Here is a 17,872-nt window from a genome sequence, read left to right as displayed (position 1 = left end):
GAGGCGGTTTATCTGGCATGACCGTATTCATGCAAAGGCGATGTATCGAATGGTAATTAGAACATTTGGCGAAAACATCCCAAATGTGTTTCGCTTCACATCACATTGAAGATATATTATACATGCGCGGGGATTATCTGATGTACAGTAAATGTTACAGGTTCCAGATTATTTTAGTGCTTCCGTTTTCACAGATGCGTATTTGGTGAATCATGATCATGGCAACGGCCTTCTTTCGCTCATAGTCGGCTGTCTTCCAGGATTTGGCCAGGTCTATCACAGTATTTGTTTCAGAGCGCAAGCTCTTTAACTCTTCCATACGCTCGTAGAGAGCCAGACGGTCTCTTTTTAACTGTGAGGCCTTCTGGTTGGCAAGGGTAAGAAGGTCTTCGTTGAAGCCTCCTGCCAGCATGGTGTCCAGAAGCTGCCTCTCCTCCTTTTCGATGGATTTGATTTTCAGCTTGCAGTCATTGATTTCCCCAACATGAGCCTTTGAAGCGGAATGACTGGTTTCCGTCAGGTCGGACAGTTTTTCGGAGATGCAGTCATAGACCATATTCTCCAAATCTTCGGCATAGATAGATACCTTAGGCCCTGTACAGAGTTTTTTGTGGGATTTGCCGGTGCAGCTGAAATATCTGCGCATTTCGCCGGCTTTGTTTATTTTCCCTTTTATGGTGGTCATGGTGTGGCCGCATTTTTCACAGATGACTTTACCTGCCAGCCAGCTGGTAGGATTGCTGTAGCTGTTGGTTATCTGCTTATTTTTTTCCAGTTTACGTTGGCATTTCAGCCAGATATCGGAATCCACGATGCCGCTGTGAGTCAGCAGAACCAGTTTCATATCAGACCAGTCGGGATTGCCTGGGTCATGTTTGGTGTGGCCGTAGAGCTGGGCGCCGTATTCTCCGGTGAACAATGCCGCATCGCTGATCATCTGAACGCCATGCCGGTCATAATAGTCATACACATCGCAATCCGACCTGACATAGATGGGATTCTTCAGCAGTGTGGAGAGTTTCGCCGTTGTCCAGGCACTTCCGTTCAGAGGATTTTTACCCTCGGCGATCAAAATGTCCTGCAGCCGTCTGAGGGAGACGTTTTCCTGGGCATAAACCTCGAAGATGTACCGCACCTGGGCAGCCTGGTCGGGAATGGGATTCAGCTTTTTGGTCTTGATATTATGTATGACGGCAGGGATAAGCTCAAAACCGTAAGGCTGCCTGCCTCCCATGTAGAATCCCATTTCGCTTCTGTGGGCATAAGCCTGGGTGACACGGTTGATGGTAGATGTCCTCTCGAACTCAGCGAACACCATCAGAATTTTCACAATCAGTTCTCCATACGGGGAGGATGTGTCGAAGGATTCTTGGGAGGACACAAATTCTACGTTATGGGCCTTGAATTCCTGCAGGATGTTTACGAAGTCTGCAAGAGAGCGGCTCATGCGGTCCAGTTTGTATACAATTACTTTGCTGACCTTATCCTGACGGACAAGCTTCATCATTTTCTGAAAACCATCCCGATTGATGTTTCCTCCCGAGAAACCGTTATCCACAAAGGTAAGGACTTTCTCGTTCTGTTCATCCGGCTTGATGACGGAACGGCAGTAATCCAATTGGGTCTCGCAGCTGATGCTGTTTTCCCGCTCTACGGATTTCCGGGCGTAGAGAATAATCGCCATTGACACACCTCCTCTCATAGTAGATTTTGTCTGGCAGAAATGCCTTGTTAAGCCGGGACGTGTTTCTGTGGTTCCACAAGGGCTCGGAACAGTTCTTCGAGAATTTGTTCCTGGTTGTGTTTATCATCGGTTGATACTGTCAGGTGTTCGACCTTGTGCTTGACCTTCCTGGTGTCGGTGTATTCTTTTGCAAGCGTGGCCATATGAAAATTACCTCCTGTTCTTTTTTCTGTATGCTGTGATGCTACACCGCGCCGCAGAAAGGCGTTTCGTCAGCATCCATTCCACCTGTTACAATCATATGAGTGAAATCGCAGTATATTTCATAGTTCAGCAAATTAATCCATGCAGCCGTAGACGCTTATGGCTATCCTGTCTATCTGATGCTTGGTAGTGCTTGCCAGTATAATACAGAAGCTTCTGTATTTGTACAGCTATCAAAGTAGTATGTCGAATAGCAGATAACAATTTATGGAGACATGATGAGGTAAGTCTTTTCAAAATCAATATTCTATTATTTAGATTATAGTATGCGCAATATTAGTCAGAGCAAATGATATCTGTTGATATGAATATAAGACCGATAGGAATCACAAAATACTGGGCTTGAAGCCATTTACTTAAATTGCTAATTTCGGCGAAGCCCTGCGCATCACCCAGGACAGACTGAACAGCAGGAATTTCTATGCCTTCAACCCGGCCTTTGACAGGTGTGAGGACTGTGACGACAAGCCGGACTGCGGATGCAGGAACTGAAGGAGAAATTCTGACAAATCAAAAACCGGGACTGCGGGGGAATCTGCAGATCCGGTTTTCAGGATTAAAATGAATGAAAAAATAACAGCAGCCGGACAGTTAGGCAAGGGGCGACAGCAGAAAGTGTGCTGTCGCCCCTTAAACAGTAGTATGCGAATAAGTCAAATATAGGTGATTTGTAAATTTAGGAATCGGGATTAGTCATATAGCGGAAAGTTATACAGGAAAAATCAGATGTGGACAAATTCTTTCGTTTATAATACTATAGTTTCAACATACGTTTTTGTTCCGGATCCCGGAGAGGCATACGAGGAGGAATAAGACAATGCTGTTTTCCAATAAGGCTCTGAAGAAACTGATTATTCCGCTGATTATGGAACAGACTCTGGCCATCACAGTGGGGATGGCGGACACCATGATGATTTCTTCTGTCGGTGAGGCAGCTGTATCCGGCGTTTCACTGGTAGATATGTTCAATAATCTGATTATCAGTGTGCTGGCAGCACTGGCTACCGGCGGAGCAGTAGTCACCAGCCAGCTGATTGGGGCATCCAGACAGGAGGAGGCCTGTCGGTCTGCAAAGCAGCTCCTCTGGGTCGATGGACTTATCACTGTGTTAATTTCTCTTTTGGTAATTGCCGGTCACAGGTTCATATTGAATTTGTTTTTTGGGAAAATAGAAGAAGATGTGATGCGGAATGCCGTTCTTTATCTGATGATATCCGCGTTGTCCTTTCCTTTTCTGGCTGTTTACAATGCCTGCGCGGCCCTGTTCCGTTCCATGGGAAATTCTCAGGTTACTTTAAAGGTCTCCATTCTTATGAATATCCTCAATGTTGGCGGTAATGCTCTCTGTGTATTTGGTCTGAAGATGGGAGTGGCAGGGGTAGCGGTGCCTTCACTGGTCTCCAGAGCGGTGGCCGGATTTTGCCTATATATCCTTTTAAAAAATCCGGACAGGCTGATCCATTTGGGCAGAGAGCGCTTTCACTTTGACTGGAAGGTGATTCGCCGGATTCTGTACATTGGAATCCCCAGCGGTATCGAGAACGGTATTTTTCAACTGGGACGTGTGATTGTAGTGAGTATTATCGCAGGCTTCGGTACGGCGCAGATTGCCGCAAACGGTGTGGCGAACAGTCTGGACAGTATGGGCTGTATTGTGGGGCAGGGGATGAACCTGGCCATGATCACTGTCATCGGCCAGTGTGTGGGAGCGGGAGACCTGGCACAGGTCAGGTATTATACGAGAAAGCTTCTGTTGATTACATATGCTGCCACAGCAGTAACGAACAGTCTGATTCTGCTCTTCCTGCATCCCATTCTGGGACTGTACGGTCTGGGGGCGGAGGCTACAGAGCTGGCTTATATCCTTGTAATGATCCATAATGGTATGGCAATGCTGCTGTGGCCGGCATCTTTTGTGCTGCCCAATATGCTGCGGGCCTGTAATGATGTGAAATATACCATGACAATGGCGATTTTCTCCATGGTTACATTTCGCATTGGTTTGAGTCTGGTATTCGGAGTTCATATGGAAATGGGAGCTGTGGGCGTGTGGGCTGCCATGGTGGTCGATTGGGTTTTTCGTGTCTGTTGTTTTGGGTGGCGGTATTTCCGGGGATACTGGAAAAAGTCCTGTAATCTGATATAAAAGGAAAAGAATATTCTTAATAAAATCGTAAAATATAAAGATACAAAAAAGATACATTTGTTGTACACAATGAAACAGGTACAGTGCGCCGGATATGCCTGAAATTGGAATTTGTACGGTGGACAGTGCACTTAAATGCTTAAAAGTGAGAGGGTATTATGCTGAAAATTTTGATTGCGGAAGATGAGGAACCAATCGCAAATCTGATACGAATGAACCTGCGCAGGGCAGGATATCAGTGTACATGGGCTCCGGACGGGGAAAAAGCGGCAGATCTGATGGACACTGAGAAGTTCGACCTTCTGCTGTTGGATGTAATGCTGCCCGGAATCAACGGGTATGAGCTGATGGATTATGCCAGAACACTGGAGCTTCCTGTTATTTTTCTGACAGCGCTGGGAAGTACGGAAAATAAAGTAAAAGGACTGAAGATGGGGGCGGATGATTATCTGACCAAACCATTTGAGATTGTGGAGCTGCTGGCCAGAGTGGAGGCGGTGCTGCGCAGATATAATAAGACAGAGACGCTTATCACGGTATTTGATGTGGTAATTGATGCTGCGTCCCGCTCTGTAACCCGGGACGGGGATCCCATATCGCTTACCATGAAGGAGTTTGACCTGCTTCTCCTGCTTGCGAGAAATCGCAATATTGCCCTGTATCGTGAGACAATATATGAGACTGTCTGGGGAGGAGAATACATGGGGCAGAGCAGAACGGTGGATTTGCATATTCAGAGACTGAAAAAGAAGCTGAATTGGGACAATGAAATTGCCGCTGTGTATAAAGTCGGCTATCGCCTGGAGGGAGAGGAGAAGCGAAAGGATTTCTGACAATGAAATTTGCGAACAAACTGTTCCTTGCCACCACGGCCTTACTCACTGTAATGTTTGCCCTTTTTGGCATCTGGATGCTCTCGTCAGATTTTTCTCAGCTTTTGAATAAGGAAATCGAGCAGGGGAACAAGGAAAACAATATGTTCCTGTTCCTTTTCGAGATGGGATATCAGTCCACGGAAGAATTCGGGGAAGAATATGCCGTCAGCCGAACGTTGAAAAGCATCTCCGGCAATGTGGAGAGGGATGGCAGTCATATGTTTGTGGTAAGTGAAGACGGTACTTATCTTTATGGTGGAGAATACCTGAAAAGTATGGGATTTGCGCAGGAAGTCAGCGCTCTGACAGACATTCTGAATGCAGACAATACATATGGCTATTGTGTCCGTCGAATTCAGAACGGATATTATATGTTTACAGCAGCGGTGACAGACATTACTTCCGGCAGTATCTGTCTGGGAATGTGCAGAGATTTAACCGCAATTTATAATGAAAGGCAGAACCTGCTTTCCAGATACCGCATTGCGTTGATATGTCTGCTGTTTGCCGGTGGAATTTGTATCTATGTGATGGCACAATATATTACAAAACCGATTCGCAGTCTGGACAAGCTGGCAGGGAAAATCGCGGACGGCGATTATGAACTGCGCTCTCATAATGCCAGTGGGGATGAAATCGGAGAACTGGCAAGGAATTTCAACAGAATGGCAGACCGGCTTGTGGAGCAGATGCGGGTCAAAGTTCTGGAGGCAAAGCAGAAGGAAGATTTTACGGCGGCGTTTGCCCATGAATTAAAGACACCGTTGACTTCCATTATCGGTTATGCGGATATGCTGAATTCCATGAAGCTGACGGAAGAGGAAATTCATGAGGCTTATTTTTACATTTACAGTCAGGGAAAGCGGCTGGAGAGCCTGTCCCATAAGCTGCTGGAACTGGTGAGTATGGATAAGAGTCCCATGCTGTGCAAACCTGTTTCCACGAAGGCAATGGAACAGAATATCCGGATTACCATGCGTCCCATCTGGAAGCAGCGGGGGGTCAGAGGAAAGGTGGATTTGGAAAAAGCAACTCTTCATGGAGATGGAGAGCTTTTATTGTCTTTGTTCTATAATTTGCTGGACAATGCTGTGAAGGCTCTGGATAAAGGGGAGAAAAGCTTTATTCTTCTGAAAGGAACCTGTATCCGGGGATTCTACGAATTTAAGGTAGTTGACAACGGGAGAGGAATTCCGGCGGAGGAAATCAGCAGGATCACGGAAGCATTTTATATGGTGGATAAGTCCCGTTCCAGAAAGGAAGGCGGAGCCGGCATCGGAATGGCACTGTGCCAGAAAATTATACAGCTGCACAATGGGACGATGAATGTGGACAGCAGATTGGGAGAGGGAACGGTTATCAAGGTGATTTTTCCGAGAAAAGAATCCGGAGCGAAACGGCAGAAAAGGTAATTGAGCAGGAGAATGAACGAGTTGAAGGTATGGGATACAGGCGCTTATGGTGAAGAGGGAGAGTAGAACCAGGGTTGGGACAAATAAAAGAAAAACCAGGAGGAATTACTTTAATTATACAGTATTGCTGCTGGTGCTGACTGCTCTGGTAGCCGGAGCATTTCTCCTGCCGCAGATTATTTTCCGGATACAGGATGATATTGTGTGCGGAAATGTTGTGCTGGGCCAGCGGGAAAGTATGGATGTGGAGATGATGAGTACTGCCTATGAGAAATCTCTGGCGTCGCGCATGGCCAATTTTGCCGGAGGCCTGGCCGAAAAGGAAACTTACTATATGACTGCCCAGGAACTGGAAATAACGGATGAGGTAAGCGACTATGTGTATTCGGATGCCGGAATCTATCAGAATATTGCGGCCACCTTTATAGAGGGTGGATTATTGCCGTATAATATCTGGGAAGAAGATTATGCAGTGAGCCATTGGAAACAATATGTAATATACAGTGACGACTATGCCGCAGGGGTGAATTTCATTCTGTGGTATATTGAAATGAAGGATGACAATGGTTCCGTGTTGAAGATACTGGCGGATGCAGAGGATGGTACTATCTATGGGCTGAAGATGGAAAACGGTCAGGAAATATGGATGGACAGGTATGGGGATTATCTGCGGCGCTATCTTATGTATGATTCTATGCTGACCGAACTGTGGACATATTTTATGGTATATTATGAAGCTTTAAGTGCAGAGCGTATAAATGACTTCTATGTTCTGATGGAAATGCTGGGGGATATGGACATTAATGAGTATCTGGAGAGAAAAGAAGAGTTGGCTACAATAACAGACGGAAGCGATATGCTGTGGCTGTATGACCTGGAACCGGAGACTGCGGGGTATCAGGTGGAGGAGAAGAACCAAATCACTTTTTATCTGCCTTATGGGGATACCTGTCTGGAAGTGGGAATACATGTGGAGGAGCCGGAAGTGCAGTATGACTACAATTATATTTATCCGGATCTGACTGTGGGAATCCGGCAGATTTACGAAATGATTCCGGAATTTGCATAAAGATGCTCTTGTACCAATATATTTAGAAAAACGGCAGAGGTTTTCTAAATATGGAGAAAGCGATTCAATACCTTGACGATCTGGTCTGGGGGCCGTGGATGCTGGCACTTTTGCTGGGGACCGGCTGTTATCTTATGCTTCGGCTTGATCTTCTTCCCCTCAAAAATCTAAAATATGCGTTTCGCTGTGCTTTCGGGAGCGAGCCGGAGAAAAAGTGCGGTAAGAAAAGCGGAGAGAGAGAGTCCGGCAAAGTCTCTTCTCTGGCTTCTCTTACCACAGAGCTTGCCATCACACTGGGCATCGGAAATATTGTGGGAGTAGCTACGGCAATGGTTCTCGGCGGTCCGGGCGCTTTGTTCTGGATGGTGATCACGAGCTTTATCGGAATGGCCACCAAGCTGGTGGAGAGTATGCTGGCGGTAAAATACAGAGGAAAAAACGACAGAGGAGAGATTGCAGGCGGGCCAATGTATACCTGTCTGTATGGATTTCCGAACAGAAGGGCAGGAAAAGTGCTGGGTACGCTGTTTGCCATTTTTGCGGTCACGGCTTCCTTTGGCATGGGTAATATGACCCAGTCTAATTCCATTGCGGACGCTGTGTGGGTTTCGTTCGGAATTCCAAAGGAAAATACAGGGCTTTTTCTGACGATAATGACGATTCTGGTGGTGCTGGGAGGAATCGGCGTCATCGGAAAAGTGACACAGATTCTGGTTCCTTTTATGGGAACCTTCTATCTGCTGGGAGCGCTGGCGGTGATTGTGACCCATATTGACAGGCTGCCGGGAGCCATAGCCGGAATACTGGCGGCGGCTTTTTACCCTCAGGCAGTATCCGGAGGGATCTTCGGAAGTGTTACGGTAACTGCTTTCCAATCGCTGCGCTGGGGCGTATCCAGAGGCATCTTTTCCAATGAAGCAGGTCTGGGAGCTTCCGGGATCACCACGGCTGCCGCCGACACGGAGGACTATGTGAGACAGGGCTATATCAGTATGACGGGAGTATTCCTGGATACTGTGGTAGTCTGTACCATTACAGGGCTGGCCTTTGCAGCCTCCGGTGTGCTGGGAAGTGTGGATGCGGAAGGGAAGCTTCTCACCGGCACGGCCCTGACGCTGGCTGCTTTCCGCACCACGCTGGGGAAGTGGGGAGGCAGCTTTGTCAGTGTCTGCATTGTACTCTTTGCCTTTGCCACGATTATCGGATGGGCCTATCAGGGGGAGAGAGCTTTTGAGTTTCTCATGGGTGGGAAATCAAAATATAATCTCTGGTATCGTTTTGCCTATGGGCTGGCGGCTTTTGCGGGGTGTATGTGTTCCCTGGAAGTTGTCTGGAATTTTTCTGATATCTGCAATGCACTGATGGCGGTGCCGAATCTGATCTGTGTGCTGGCTTTGTCGGGAAAGGCCTGCAGAGAAATAAGGCGGTATGGACCTGGAAAAAAGAATTGAGATAAATGGAGGTTCGTGGTATGATGATATTCAGCGGCTGCAGATGATATGGCGTGGAATGCAATGCTGCCTGAATCTGTTCAGCCATTTACATGAATAGGGAAGGTGGGCCTTCCTGCCGCCTGCGTGCCTGCCATATATATTGGCAGTGATCTTCCTGATGAATATTCTGGTTCATTTTATGCAGAACTGGTGATAAGACATTCTGAGAATAGAAAACTGTATTTATACGATATCATAAACATAAAAAAAGAAACGAGCACCCCGCTTGAGCCATAAAGCTGTACGGTAAAAAACCCGCTTCTTTTTGTACAGTATATGTTGGAAAGGGAAGAAGTCAAGAGAAAATGTATATGGAAGAAAATATTTCCAATAAAATTGATTTGAATAAAATAGATATCAGCACAGAGCCGCCGGCAGAAGAACCTGCCCGTCAGTATTACTTTATGGCGAAATGCCGGGAATGGGTTCGGAAGTTTGAACAAAAAAGCGGGCGTCTTCCCACCGCCTGCGTGACTACCTTCGGCTGTCAGATGAACGCCCGTGATTCTGAAAAGCTGGAGGGCATTCTCGAGACGGTGGGCTATGAAAGGACAGATAACGAAAATGCAGATTTTGTTATCTACAATACCTGTACTGTTCGGGACAATGCCAATCAGAAAGTGTATGGCAGGCTGGGGGAGCTGAATGGTTATAAACGTCGTAATCCGAAGATGAAGATTGCGCTTTGCGGCTGTATGATGCAGGAACCCTCTGTCATTGAAAAGCTTCGGAAAAGTTATTCTTTTGTGGATTTGATCTTCGGCACGCACAATATCTACAAGTTTGCCGAGCTTTTATGTGCTTCTCAGGAAGCGGAGGGGATGATTACAGACATCTGGGAGAATACGGATAAAATCGTGGAAAACCTGCCGGCTGAACGCAAGTTTCCATTTAAATCCGGCATTAATATCATGTTTGGCTGTAATAATTTCTGCAGTTACTGTATTGTACCCTATGTACGGGGAAGGGAACGGAGCAGGGAGCCGGAGGATATTCTCAGAGAAATCCGGGGACTGGTGGCAGACGGCGTGGTGGAAGTCATGTTGCTGGGACAGAATGTGAATTCATATGGGAAAACACTGGACAGGCCCGTCAGTTTCGCGGAGCTGCTTCGACGTGTGGAGCAGATAGAAGGACTAAAGCGCATCCGTTTTATGACATCTCATCCGAAGGACCTGTCGGACGAGATGATTCAGGTGATGAAGCAGTCTTCCAAAATCTGTCGTCATCTGCATCTGCCGCTGCAGTCCGGCTCCACAAGAATTCTGGAGAGAATGAACAGACGCTATACCAGAGAGCAGTATCTTGATCTGGTGCAGCGTATCCGCAGGGAGATACCGGATATTGCCATCACGACAGATATCATTGTAGGCTTTCCGGGAGAGACGGCGGAGGACCTGGAAGAGACGATTGATATGGTGCGGACTGTGAAATATGATAATGCATTTACTTTTATTTATTCCAGACGGACGGGAACGCCTGCGGCTGCCATGGAAGACCAGGTTCCTGCGGAAGAGGTGAAAAAAGGCTTTGACCGCCTTCTGAAGACTGTGCAGGATACGGCCCGCAGTCAGGTGGCAAGGTATCAGGGAACTGTGATGGAGGCACTGATAGAAGAGGTTAACGTAAATGACAGTGCCATGGTCACAGGGAGACTTTCCAACAATGTGGTGGTACATATTCCGGGAGATGCATCCATGATAGGGAAGCTGATTCCGGTATCTTTGGACGAATGTCATGGCTTTTATTATATCGGACATCAGGCCGGTGCCTCCGAAGGCACTGCCTGAGTCATGCTGGCGGGAAAGCTGTCCGGAAAGCTTCCATGCCCGGGAAGTCACCTGGCGAAAGGGGCAGCTGTGAAGACGCAGCCGGAAATGGAGACAGATGAAGAATAGATTAGAGGAGTTCAGATATGGAAACAGACCGGAGTGAGGGGAAGGAAGGAATCTTTTCCAGAACGGAACTGCTGCTGGGAAGCGCGGCAATGGATAAGCTGAAAGCATCCAGAGCAGCGGTATTCGGCATCGGCGGCGTGGGCGGATATGTATGTGAAGCCCTGGTCCGGAGCGGCATAGGGGCTCTTGACCTGGTAGACAGTGACAGAGTAAGCCCGAGCAACCTGAACCGACAGATTATTGCCACAGGCAGGACTGTGGGGGCGTATAAAGTGGATGTGATGAGAGAGCGGATTCTGGAGATTAACCCGGAAGTCAATGTGAGAATTCACAGATGCTTTTTCCTGCCGGAAACTTCAGGAGACTTTCCCTTTGAAGAATATGACTACATAGTGGATGCCGTGGATACCGTAACGGCAAAGATAGAACTGGCGCTGCTGGCGGCCGAAAAGGGAATTCCCATTATCAGCAGTATGGGGGCCGGCAATAAACTGGATGGAAGTCTGTTCCGGGTTGCGGATATTTATGACACAAAGGTATGTCCGCTGGCAAGGGTCATGCGGAGAGAGCTGAAAAAGCGGGGGGTGGAAAAGCTGAAGGTTGTGTATTCGGAAGAGGTGCCTCTCGTTCCGGGAATGCATCTGAAATGTGGAAGCGTTGCCTTTGTGCCGTCTGTGGCGGGACTGATTATTGCGGGCGAGGTGATAAAGGATCTGATTATCTGAGTGGAGACAGGATTTATCCATGGGTTGCATTCTAAATTTTTTTATGGTAATATCAGTGTGGTTAAAAAAGGAACAATAATTTGGCCGGCTGTACAGAGGTTTTGAAAGGAAGGAACATATGGCACAATTGTGGGGCGGAAGATTTACCGGGGAGACGGACCGGACAGCCTATGAGTTTAATGCGTCCATAAGATTTGACAGGCGCCTTTTTCATCAGGACATTCAGGGCAGCATAGCGCATGTGACCATGCTGGCCGGACAGGGAATCCTCGGGGAGGAGGAAAGGGACAGCATTGTCCGGGGACTTACGGAGATCCGTGAAGCGGTGGATGCGGGCACAATGGAAATCGATGAGAGCTGCGAGGATATTCACAGCTTTGTGGAGGCGGCTCTGATTGAACGAATCGGAGAGGCCGGGAAAAAAATGCATACCGGAAGAAGCCGCAACGACCAGGTGGCTCTGGATATGAGACTTTACACCAGGCAGCATGTGACGGAGACGGATACTCTGCTGAAGGAACTTCTCCGTGTCATTCTGGCAGCTATGGAAGAGAACACAGAGACTTATATGCCGGGATTTACCCATCTGCAGAAGGCGCAGCCCACCACGCTGGCTCATCATTACGGGGCCTATTTTGAGATGTTTAAACGGGACAGGCAGCGGATGGCAGATATCTATGACAGGATGAATTACTGCCCTCTTGGGGCAGGCGCGCTGGCAGGCACTACCTATCCTCTGGACAGAGAGTATACGGCACAACTGCTTGACTTCACAGGGCCTTCCATGAACAGTATGGATTCTGTCTCCGACAGAGACTATCTGATTGAATATCTGGCGGCATTGTCCACCATTATGATGCATCTGAGCCGGTTCTGTGAGGAAATTATTATCTGGAATTCCAATGAATATCAGTTTGTGGAGATAGATGATGCCTATTCCACGGGAAGCAGCATTATGCCGCAGAAGAAGAATCCGGACATCGCGGAACTGGTCCGGGGAAAGACAGGAAGGGTATACGGCGCACTGACGGCGCTGCTGACGACCATGAAAGGAATCCCTCTGGCATATAATAAAGATATGCAGGAGGATAAAGAACTGTCCTTCGATGCCATGGATACGGTCAGAGACTGCCTGACATTGTTCACAGGAATGCTGCGCACCATGAAGTTCAGAAAGGAACGTATGGCTGCCAGCGCCATGAACGGGTTTACCAATGCCACTGACGCGGCGGATTATCTGGTGGGAAAGGGAGTGCCCTTCCGGGATGCCCATGGCATTATCGGTCGGCTGGTGCTGTACTGTGTGGAAAAAGACACTTCCATTGACAGACTTTCCCTGGAAGAACTGCAGAAAATCAGTGATAAATTCGAAGAAGATATCTATGAGGCAGTATCCCTGAAAACCTGCGTGGAGAAGAGACTGACCCTCGGCGCTCCGGGTCCGGAAGCCATGAAAAAAGTGATAGAGGATCATAAAAAATATTTGCAGAACTGAAAAACAGCGAAAGCGCAGGGGTCTGTATGAGCTTTCGCGGAACTCAAATAAGGAGAACAAAGATGAGCGAAAGATTAAAAGTCGGTGTGTTGGGCGGAACAGGTATGGTAGGGCAGAGATTTATCTCTCTGCTGGAGAATCACCCGTGGTTTGAAGTGACCACAATTGCGGCCAGTCCCCGTTCTGCGGGAAAGACTTATGAAGAGGCTGTAGGCGGCAGGTGGAAGATGGATACGCCCATGCCGGAGGCGGTAAAGAATCTGAAAGTAATGAATGTCAACGAGGTGGAGGCGGTTGCGTCTCAGGTTGATTTTGTATTCAGTGCAGTGGACATGACGAAGGAGGAAATCAAAAAGATTGAGGAGGATTATGCGAAAGCGGAGACTCCTGTGGTTTCCAACAACAGCGCCCACAGATGGACACCGGATGTTCCCATGATGGTGCCGGAGATCAATCCGGGTCATATGGATGTGATTGCATTCCAGAGGAAACGTCTCGGCACGACAAGGGGATTTGTGGCGGTAAAGCCCAACTGTTCCATTCAGAGCTATGCGCCTGTGCTCACGGCCTGGATGGAGTTCGAGCCGGAGGAAGTGATTGCTACTACCTATCAGGCCATTTCCGGTGCGGGTAAGACTTTCCAGGACTGGCCGGAGATGGTGGGAAATATTATCCCCTATATCGGCGGGGAGGAAGAGAAAAGCGAGAAGGAACCTCTGCGCATCTGGGGAAAGATTGAGAACGGCGTCATTGTTCCGGCGGCCGGCCCTGTGATTACCTGTCAGTGTATCAGAGTGCCTGTTCTGAACGGCCATACGGCGGCTGTGTTCGTCAGATTTAAGAAAAAGCCCGCGAAAGAGCAGCTGATTGAGAAGCTCAGAGCTTTCAGCGGAGAGCCACAGCGTCTGAATCTGCCCAGCGCGCCGAAGCAGTTCATTCAGTATCTGGAGGATGACAACAGGCCTCAGGTGGCTCTGGATGTAGATTTTGAAAACGGAATGGGCATCAGTGTGGGCCGTCTGCGGGAGGACACCGTTTACGATTATAAATTTGTGGGCCTGTCACACAATACTGTGCGGGGCGCCGCAGGGGGAGCTGTTCTGTGTGCGGAACTCCTGAAGGCACAGGGATATATTGGAAGTAGATAATCATATAACAGTCGGGACAGTTTGAAGAATCCGGTTTGGGAGTCAGTGTGGGTAAAAGTTTATTTATTGCGGAAAAGCCGAGTGTGGCCAGGGAATTTGCAAATGCGTTAAAAGTGAATACAGCTTCCAGAGACGGTTATCTGGAATCGGATCAGGTCATTATCACCTGGTGCGTGGGACATCTGGTCACTATGAGCTATCCCGACGCCTATGACGAAAGGTATAAACGCTGGAGCTTTGACACGATTCCCTTTTTGCCGGAAGAATATAAATATGAGGTTATCGACAGTTCCAAAAAGCAATATACTATTGTGAGCTCTCTGATGAAGCGGCCGGATGTCACTACGATTTATGTGTGCACGGACTCGGGACGGGAGGGAGAATACATATACCGGCTGGTGGAGCAGATGTCCGGTGTCAAAGGGAAAGACCGCAGACGTGTGTGGATTGACTCTCAGACAGAAGAGGAGATTCTGCGGGGAATCCGGGAGGCAAAGGATCTGAAGGAGTATGATAATCTGAGTGATGCCGCATATCTGCGGGCAAAAGAGGATTATCTCATGGGAATCAACTTTTCCCGTGCCCTCACCCTGAAGTACGGCACAACGGTAAAGGACTATCTGAAACGCGACCGCGCGGTGATTTCCGTAGGCCGCGTTATGACATGTGTTCTTGGGATTATTGTGAACAGGGAGCGGGAGATCCGTTCTTTTGTCAAGACACCTTTTTACAGAGTGCTGGGGAACTTCATACTGCAGGACAAAGCGTTCCCGGGAGAATGGCGGGCTGTGGAAGGCTCTTCCTGGTATGCGTCGCCGAAGCTTTATAAGGAAAATGGTTTTAAGGCGAAGGAGGATGCGGAAAAACTGGTTGCGCATCTGCAGGAGGAACCCGTGGGTGATATCCTGTTGGACAGCATTTCCCGAAAGAAGGAAAATAAAAATCCGCCCCTTCTCTATAATCTGGCGGAACTGCAGAACGAATGCTCCAGGATGTTCAAAATCAGCCCGGATGAAACACTGCGGATTGTACAGGAGCTGTACGAGAAAAAGATGGTTACCTATCCCAGGACAGACGCCAGAGTACTGTCCACAGCAGTGGCGAAGGAGATACATAAGAATCTGGGAGGACTGCGGGGGTATCAGCCCGGAGCCGCATTTGCCGCGGAAATCCTGACGAAAGGGAGCCACAGAGGAATCGCAAAGACAAGATATGTGAACGATAAACAGATAACAGACCACTATGCCATCATTCCCACAGGGCAGGGGTTAAATGGCCTGAACGGACTTGCCCCTCTCTCAGCAAAGGTGTACGAGGTTATTGTGCGGAGATTCTTAAGCATCTTTTATCCGCCTGCCGTATATCGGAAATTTTCGCTTTGCATCAAAGTAAAGGAAGAGAAATTTTTTGCCGGCTTTAAGGTACTTGCAGAGGAGGGATATCTGAAAGTCATGGCGAAAAAAACCGATGATTCCGGCGATAAGCCGAACACCGCTCCCAGGGCTCCTTCTCCGGAAGAAAAGCGGAAGGACAGCGGAGAAAATGAGGAAACGGAGATCAAAGGGGACGGAGAATTTATGAAGCTGCTGGAAACGCTGAAAAAGGGCGAGAAACTGGCAGTTGACTCCTATGAAATCAAGGAGGGAGAGACTTCTCCGCCCAAGCGATACACATCGGGAAGCATCATCCTCACCATGGAGAACGCCGGACAGTTTATTGAGGACGAGGAGCTGCGGGCCCAGATCAAGGGAAGCGGCATCGGCACCAGCGCCACCAGGGCCGAGATTCTGAAAAAGCTGGTGAACATCGAATATCTGGCTTTGAATAAGAAGACCCAGGTGCTGACTCCCACATTGATGGGAGAGATGATTTACGATGTGGTTGGAAGCTCTATCAAAGCGCTTCTGGATCCGGCGCTGACCGCCAGTTGGGAGAAGGGACTGACCATGGTTGCGGACGGAAATATTTCATCGAAGGAATATATGGACAAGCTGAACGGTTTCGTGGGCCGGCGGACAGAACATGTCAAGCGGCTGAACAATCAGAGGACATTATACACACAGTTTCAGGCGACAGCCGAAAATTACAGAAAATAAGTGTGATAAGTGTGATTTCCGGAAAAGGAATGGTGCCGGATGATTACGTGAGCAGGAATAAGGGGCAGAAAGGCGATTTACTATGAGTGACAGTATTAGAATTTCAGAATTGTATAATCTCCAGGAGACAATTGCGTCGGATCTGTTTGAAGGGATTGTGTATCCCTGGGAAGTACTTCCGAAGATTCATGACTTTATTATCAGCCTGGGAGAAAAGCTGCCGGAAGATATTTTCGAAGAAAGAGGAGAGCATATCTGGGTGGCAAAAAGTGCGAAGGTGGCGCCGACGGCCTGTCTGAACGGACCGCTGATTATAGACGAGGAGGCGGAAATCCGTCACTGCGCTTTTGTGCGCGGGAACGCCATTGTGGGAAAAGGCGCCGTGGTGGGGAATTCCACGGAGCTGAAAAATGTGGTTCTGTTCAATAAAGTGCAGGTACCCCATTACAATTATGTGGGGGACAGCATTCTTGGCTTTAAGGCGCATATGGGTGCCGGCTCCATTACATCCAATGTGAAAAGCGACAAGACGCTGGTTGTGGTAAAAGGAGAGGGAATTTCCCTGGAAACCGGTCTGAAGAAAATGGGAGCGATGCTGGGAGACAATGTGGAGGTAGGCTGCAACAGCGTGCTGAATCCGGGTACCGTCATCGGCAGGAATACCAATATTTATCCCACCTCCATGGTGCGCGGGGTGGTGCCGGCGGGCAGCATTCACAAAAAAAGCGGTGAGATCGTAAAAAAATACTAGAAACTCTGGATTTTTTGTCATAAATGTGAGAGAATGGAAAAGAACATATTATAGGTCAATTTCCCAATTGATTCATAATAACATACATAGTTGAAAGGAGATTTCACATGATTTATTCAAAGGAAGTTGAAGAAATGTGCACAGTCGCTCAGGGTGTGCACCATGGTTGTGCGCCTATCCCCGAAGAAGCAAAATGGGTTCAGGCGAAGAAGGTGGAAGACATTTCCGGTCTGACACATGGTGTGGGCTGGTGTGCTCCTCAGCAGGGTGCCTGTAAGCTGACTCTGAACGTAAAAGAAGGCATTATTCAGGAGGCTCTGGTTGAGACCATCGGCTGCTCCGGTATGACCCATTCTGCAGCCATGGCATCTGAGATTCTTCCCGGCCTGACCGTTATGGAAGCATTGAATACCGACCTTGTGTGCGATGCCATCAATACTGCCATGAGAGAGCTGTTCCTGCAGATCGTTTACGGACGTACACAGAGTGCGTTTTCAGAGGAAGGTCTGCCCATCGGCGCCGGCCTTGAGGATTTGGGCAAGGGCCTGAGAAGCCAGGTTGGTACCATGTATGGTACTTTGAAGAAGGGTCCCCGTTATCTGGAGATGGCAGAAGGCTATGTAACCGGTATTGCTCTGGACAAGGATGATCAGATCATAGGTTATGAATTCGTAAGTCTTGGGAAGATGACTGACTTCATCAAGAAGGGGGATGACCCCAATACCGCATACGAGAAAGCGAAGGGCCAGTATGGCCGCGTTGCCGATGCTGTGAAGATCATTGATCCCAGAAAAGAGTAAGGTATAAAGGAGGACA

At 48.3% G+C, this 17,872-nt stretch carries 14 protein-coding genes; 12 read left to right on the top strand and 2 right to left on the bottom strand.

The genetic code is table 11. The features are described 5' to 3' along the window. Positions 1 to 154: 154 nt before the first annotated feature. Positions 155 to 1,684: a recombinase family protein gene (locus NSB25_RS11850; RefSeq protein WP_172455101.1), complete on the bottom strand. Its 1,530-nt coding sequence runs from the start codon at positions 1,682 to 1,684 to the stop codon at positions 155 to 157. Positions 1,685 to 1,731: 47 nt separating this feature from the next. Continuing rightward, the gene (locus NSB25_RS11845; protein WP_172455100.1) at positions 1,732 to 1,887 is read right to left on the bottom strand and encodes a hypothetical protein; all 156 of its coding nucleotides are present in this window, start codon (positions 1,885 to 1,887) and stop codon (positions 1,732 to 1,734) included. Between the two features lie 878 nt (positions 1,888 to 2,765). On the opposite strand from NSB25_RS11845, the gene NSB25_RS11840 reads away from it, so the two are divergent. The 12 genes from NSB25_RS11840 (at position 2,766) to NSB25_RS11785 (ending at position 17,856) form a co-directional block, all read left to right on the top strand. Next, entirely contained in the window at positions 2,766 to 4,094 is a 1,329-nt protein-coding gene (locus NSB25_RS11840; protein ID WP_103239851.1) for an MATE family efflux transporter, read from the top strand. A 158-nt stretch (positions 4,095 to 4,252) separates the two neighbouring features. Next, positions 4,253 to 4,927 carry a response regulator transcription factor gene (locus tag NSB25_RS11835; protein WP_103239850.1) on the top strand — a complete coding sequence of 225 codons (675 nt, stop codon included), beginning with the start codon at positions 4,253 to 4,255 and terminating at the stop codon, positions 4,925 to 4,927. 2 nt (positions 4,928 to 4,929) lie between these two features. Then, a complete protein-coding gene (locus NSB25_RS11830; protein WP_103239849.1) occupies positions 4,930 to 6,381 on the top strand; it encodes a sensor histidine kinase in 1,452 nt (483 codons plus the stop codon). A gap of 46 nt (positions 6,382 to 6,427) precedes the next feature. Then, a complete protein-coding gene (locus tag NSB25_RS11825; protein ID WP_103239848.1) occupies positions 6,428 to 7,450 on the top strand; it encodes a hypothetical protein in 1,023 nt (340 codons plus the stop codon). A gap of 50 nt (positions 7,451 to 7,500) precedes the next feature. Continuing rightward, a complete protein-coding gene (locus tag NSB25_RS11820) occupies positions 7,501 to 8,901 on the top strand; it encodes an alanine/glycine:cation symporter family protein (protein ID WP_103239847.1) in 1,401 nt (466 codons plus the stop codon). A 353-nt stretch (positions 8,902 to 9,254) separates the two neighbouring features. Beyond that, positions 9,255 to 10,733, top strand: a complete 1,479-nt coding sequence (miaB, locus tag NSB25_RS11815; protein WP_172455099.1) for a tRNA (N6-isopentenyl adenosine(37)-C2)-methylthiotransferase MiaB — start codon at positions 9,255 to 9,257, stop codon at positions 10,731 to 10,733. Positions 10,734 to 10,858: 125 nt separating this feature from the next. Continuing rightward, positions 10,859 to 11,566: a tRNA threonylcarbamoyladenosine dehydratase gene (locus tag NSB25_RS11810; RefSeq protein WP_103239845.1), complete on the top strand. Its 708-nt coding sequence runs from the start codon at positions 10,859 to 10,861 to the stop codon at positions 11,564 to 11,566. Between the two features lie 118 nt (positions 11,567 to 11,684). After that, positions 11,685 to 13,061, top strand: coding sequence for an argininosuccinate lyase (gene argH, locus NSB25_RS11805; protein ID WP_103239844.1), 1,377 nt, complete (start codon positions 11,685 to 11,687; stop codon positions 13,059 to 13,061). Positions 13,062 to 13,123: 62 nt separating this feature from the next. After that, complete coding sequence (gene asd, locus NSB25_RS11800; RefSeq protein WP_103239843.1) at positions 13,124 to 14,209, top strand: aspartate-semialdehyde dehydrogenase; 1,086 nt, start codon at positions 13,124 to 13,126, stop codon at positions 14,207 to 14,209. Positions 14,210 to 14,256: 47 nt separating this feature from the next. Further along, positions 14,257 to 16,305 carry a DNA topoisomerase gene (locus NSB25_RS11795; RefSeq protein WP_103239882.1) on the top strand — a complete coding sequence of 683 codons (2,049 nt, stop codon included), beginning with the start codon at positions 14,257 to 14,259 and terminating at the stop codon, positions 16,303 to 16,305. 82 nt (positions 16,306 to 16,387) lie between these two features. Next, entirely contained in the window at positions 16,388 to 17,056 is a 669-nt protein-coding gene (locus NSB25_RS11790; protein WP_103239842.1) for an LbetaH domain-containing protein, read from the top strand. A gap of 107 nt (positions 17,057 to 17,163) precedes the next feature. Further along, positions 17,164 to 17,856: an iron-sulfur cluster assembly scaffold protein gene (locus NSB25_RS11785; protein WP_103239841.1), complete on the top strand. Its 693-nt coding sequence runs from the start codon at positions 17,164 to 17,166 to the stop codon at positions 17,854 to 17,856. The last annotated feature ends 16 nt before the right edge of the window (positions 17,857 to 17,872 follow it).

Source organism: Acetatifactor muris (assembly GCF_024623325.1).
Lineage (GTDB): Bacteria > Bacillota > Clostridia > Lachnospirales > Lachnospiraceae > Acetatifactor > Acetatifactor muris.
Note: the sequence above shows the minus strand (reverse complement) of the source record. Positions and strands in the feature narration are given on the sequence as shown.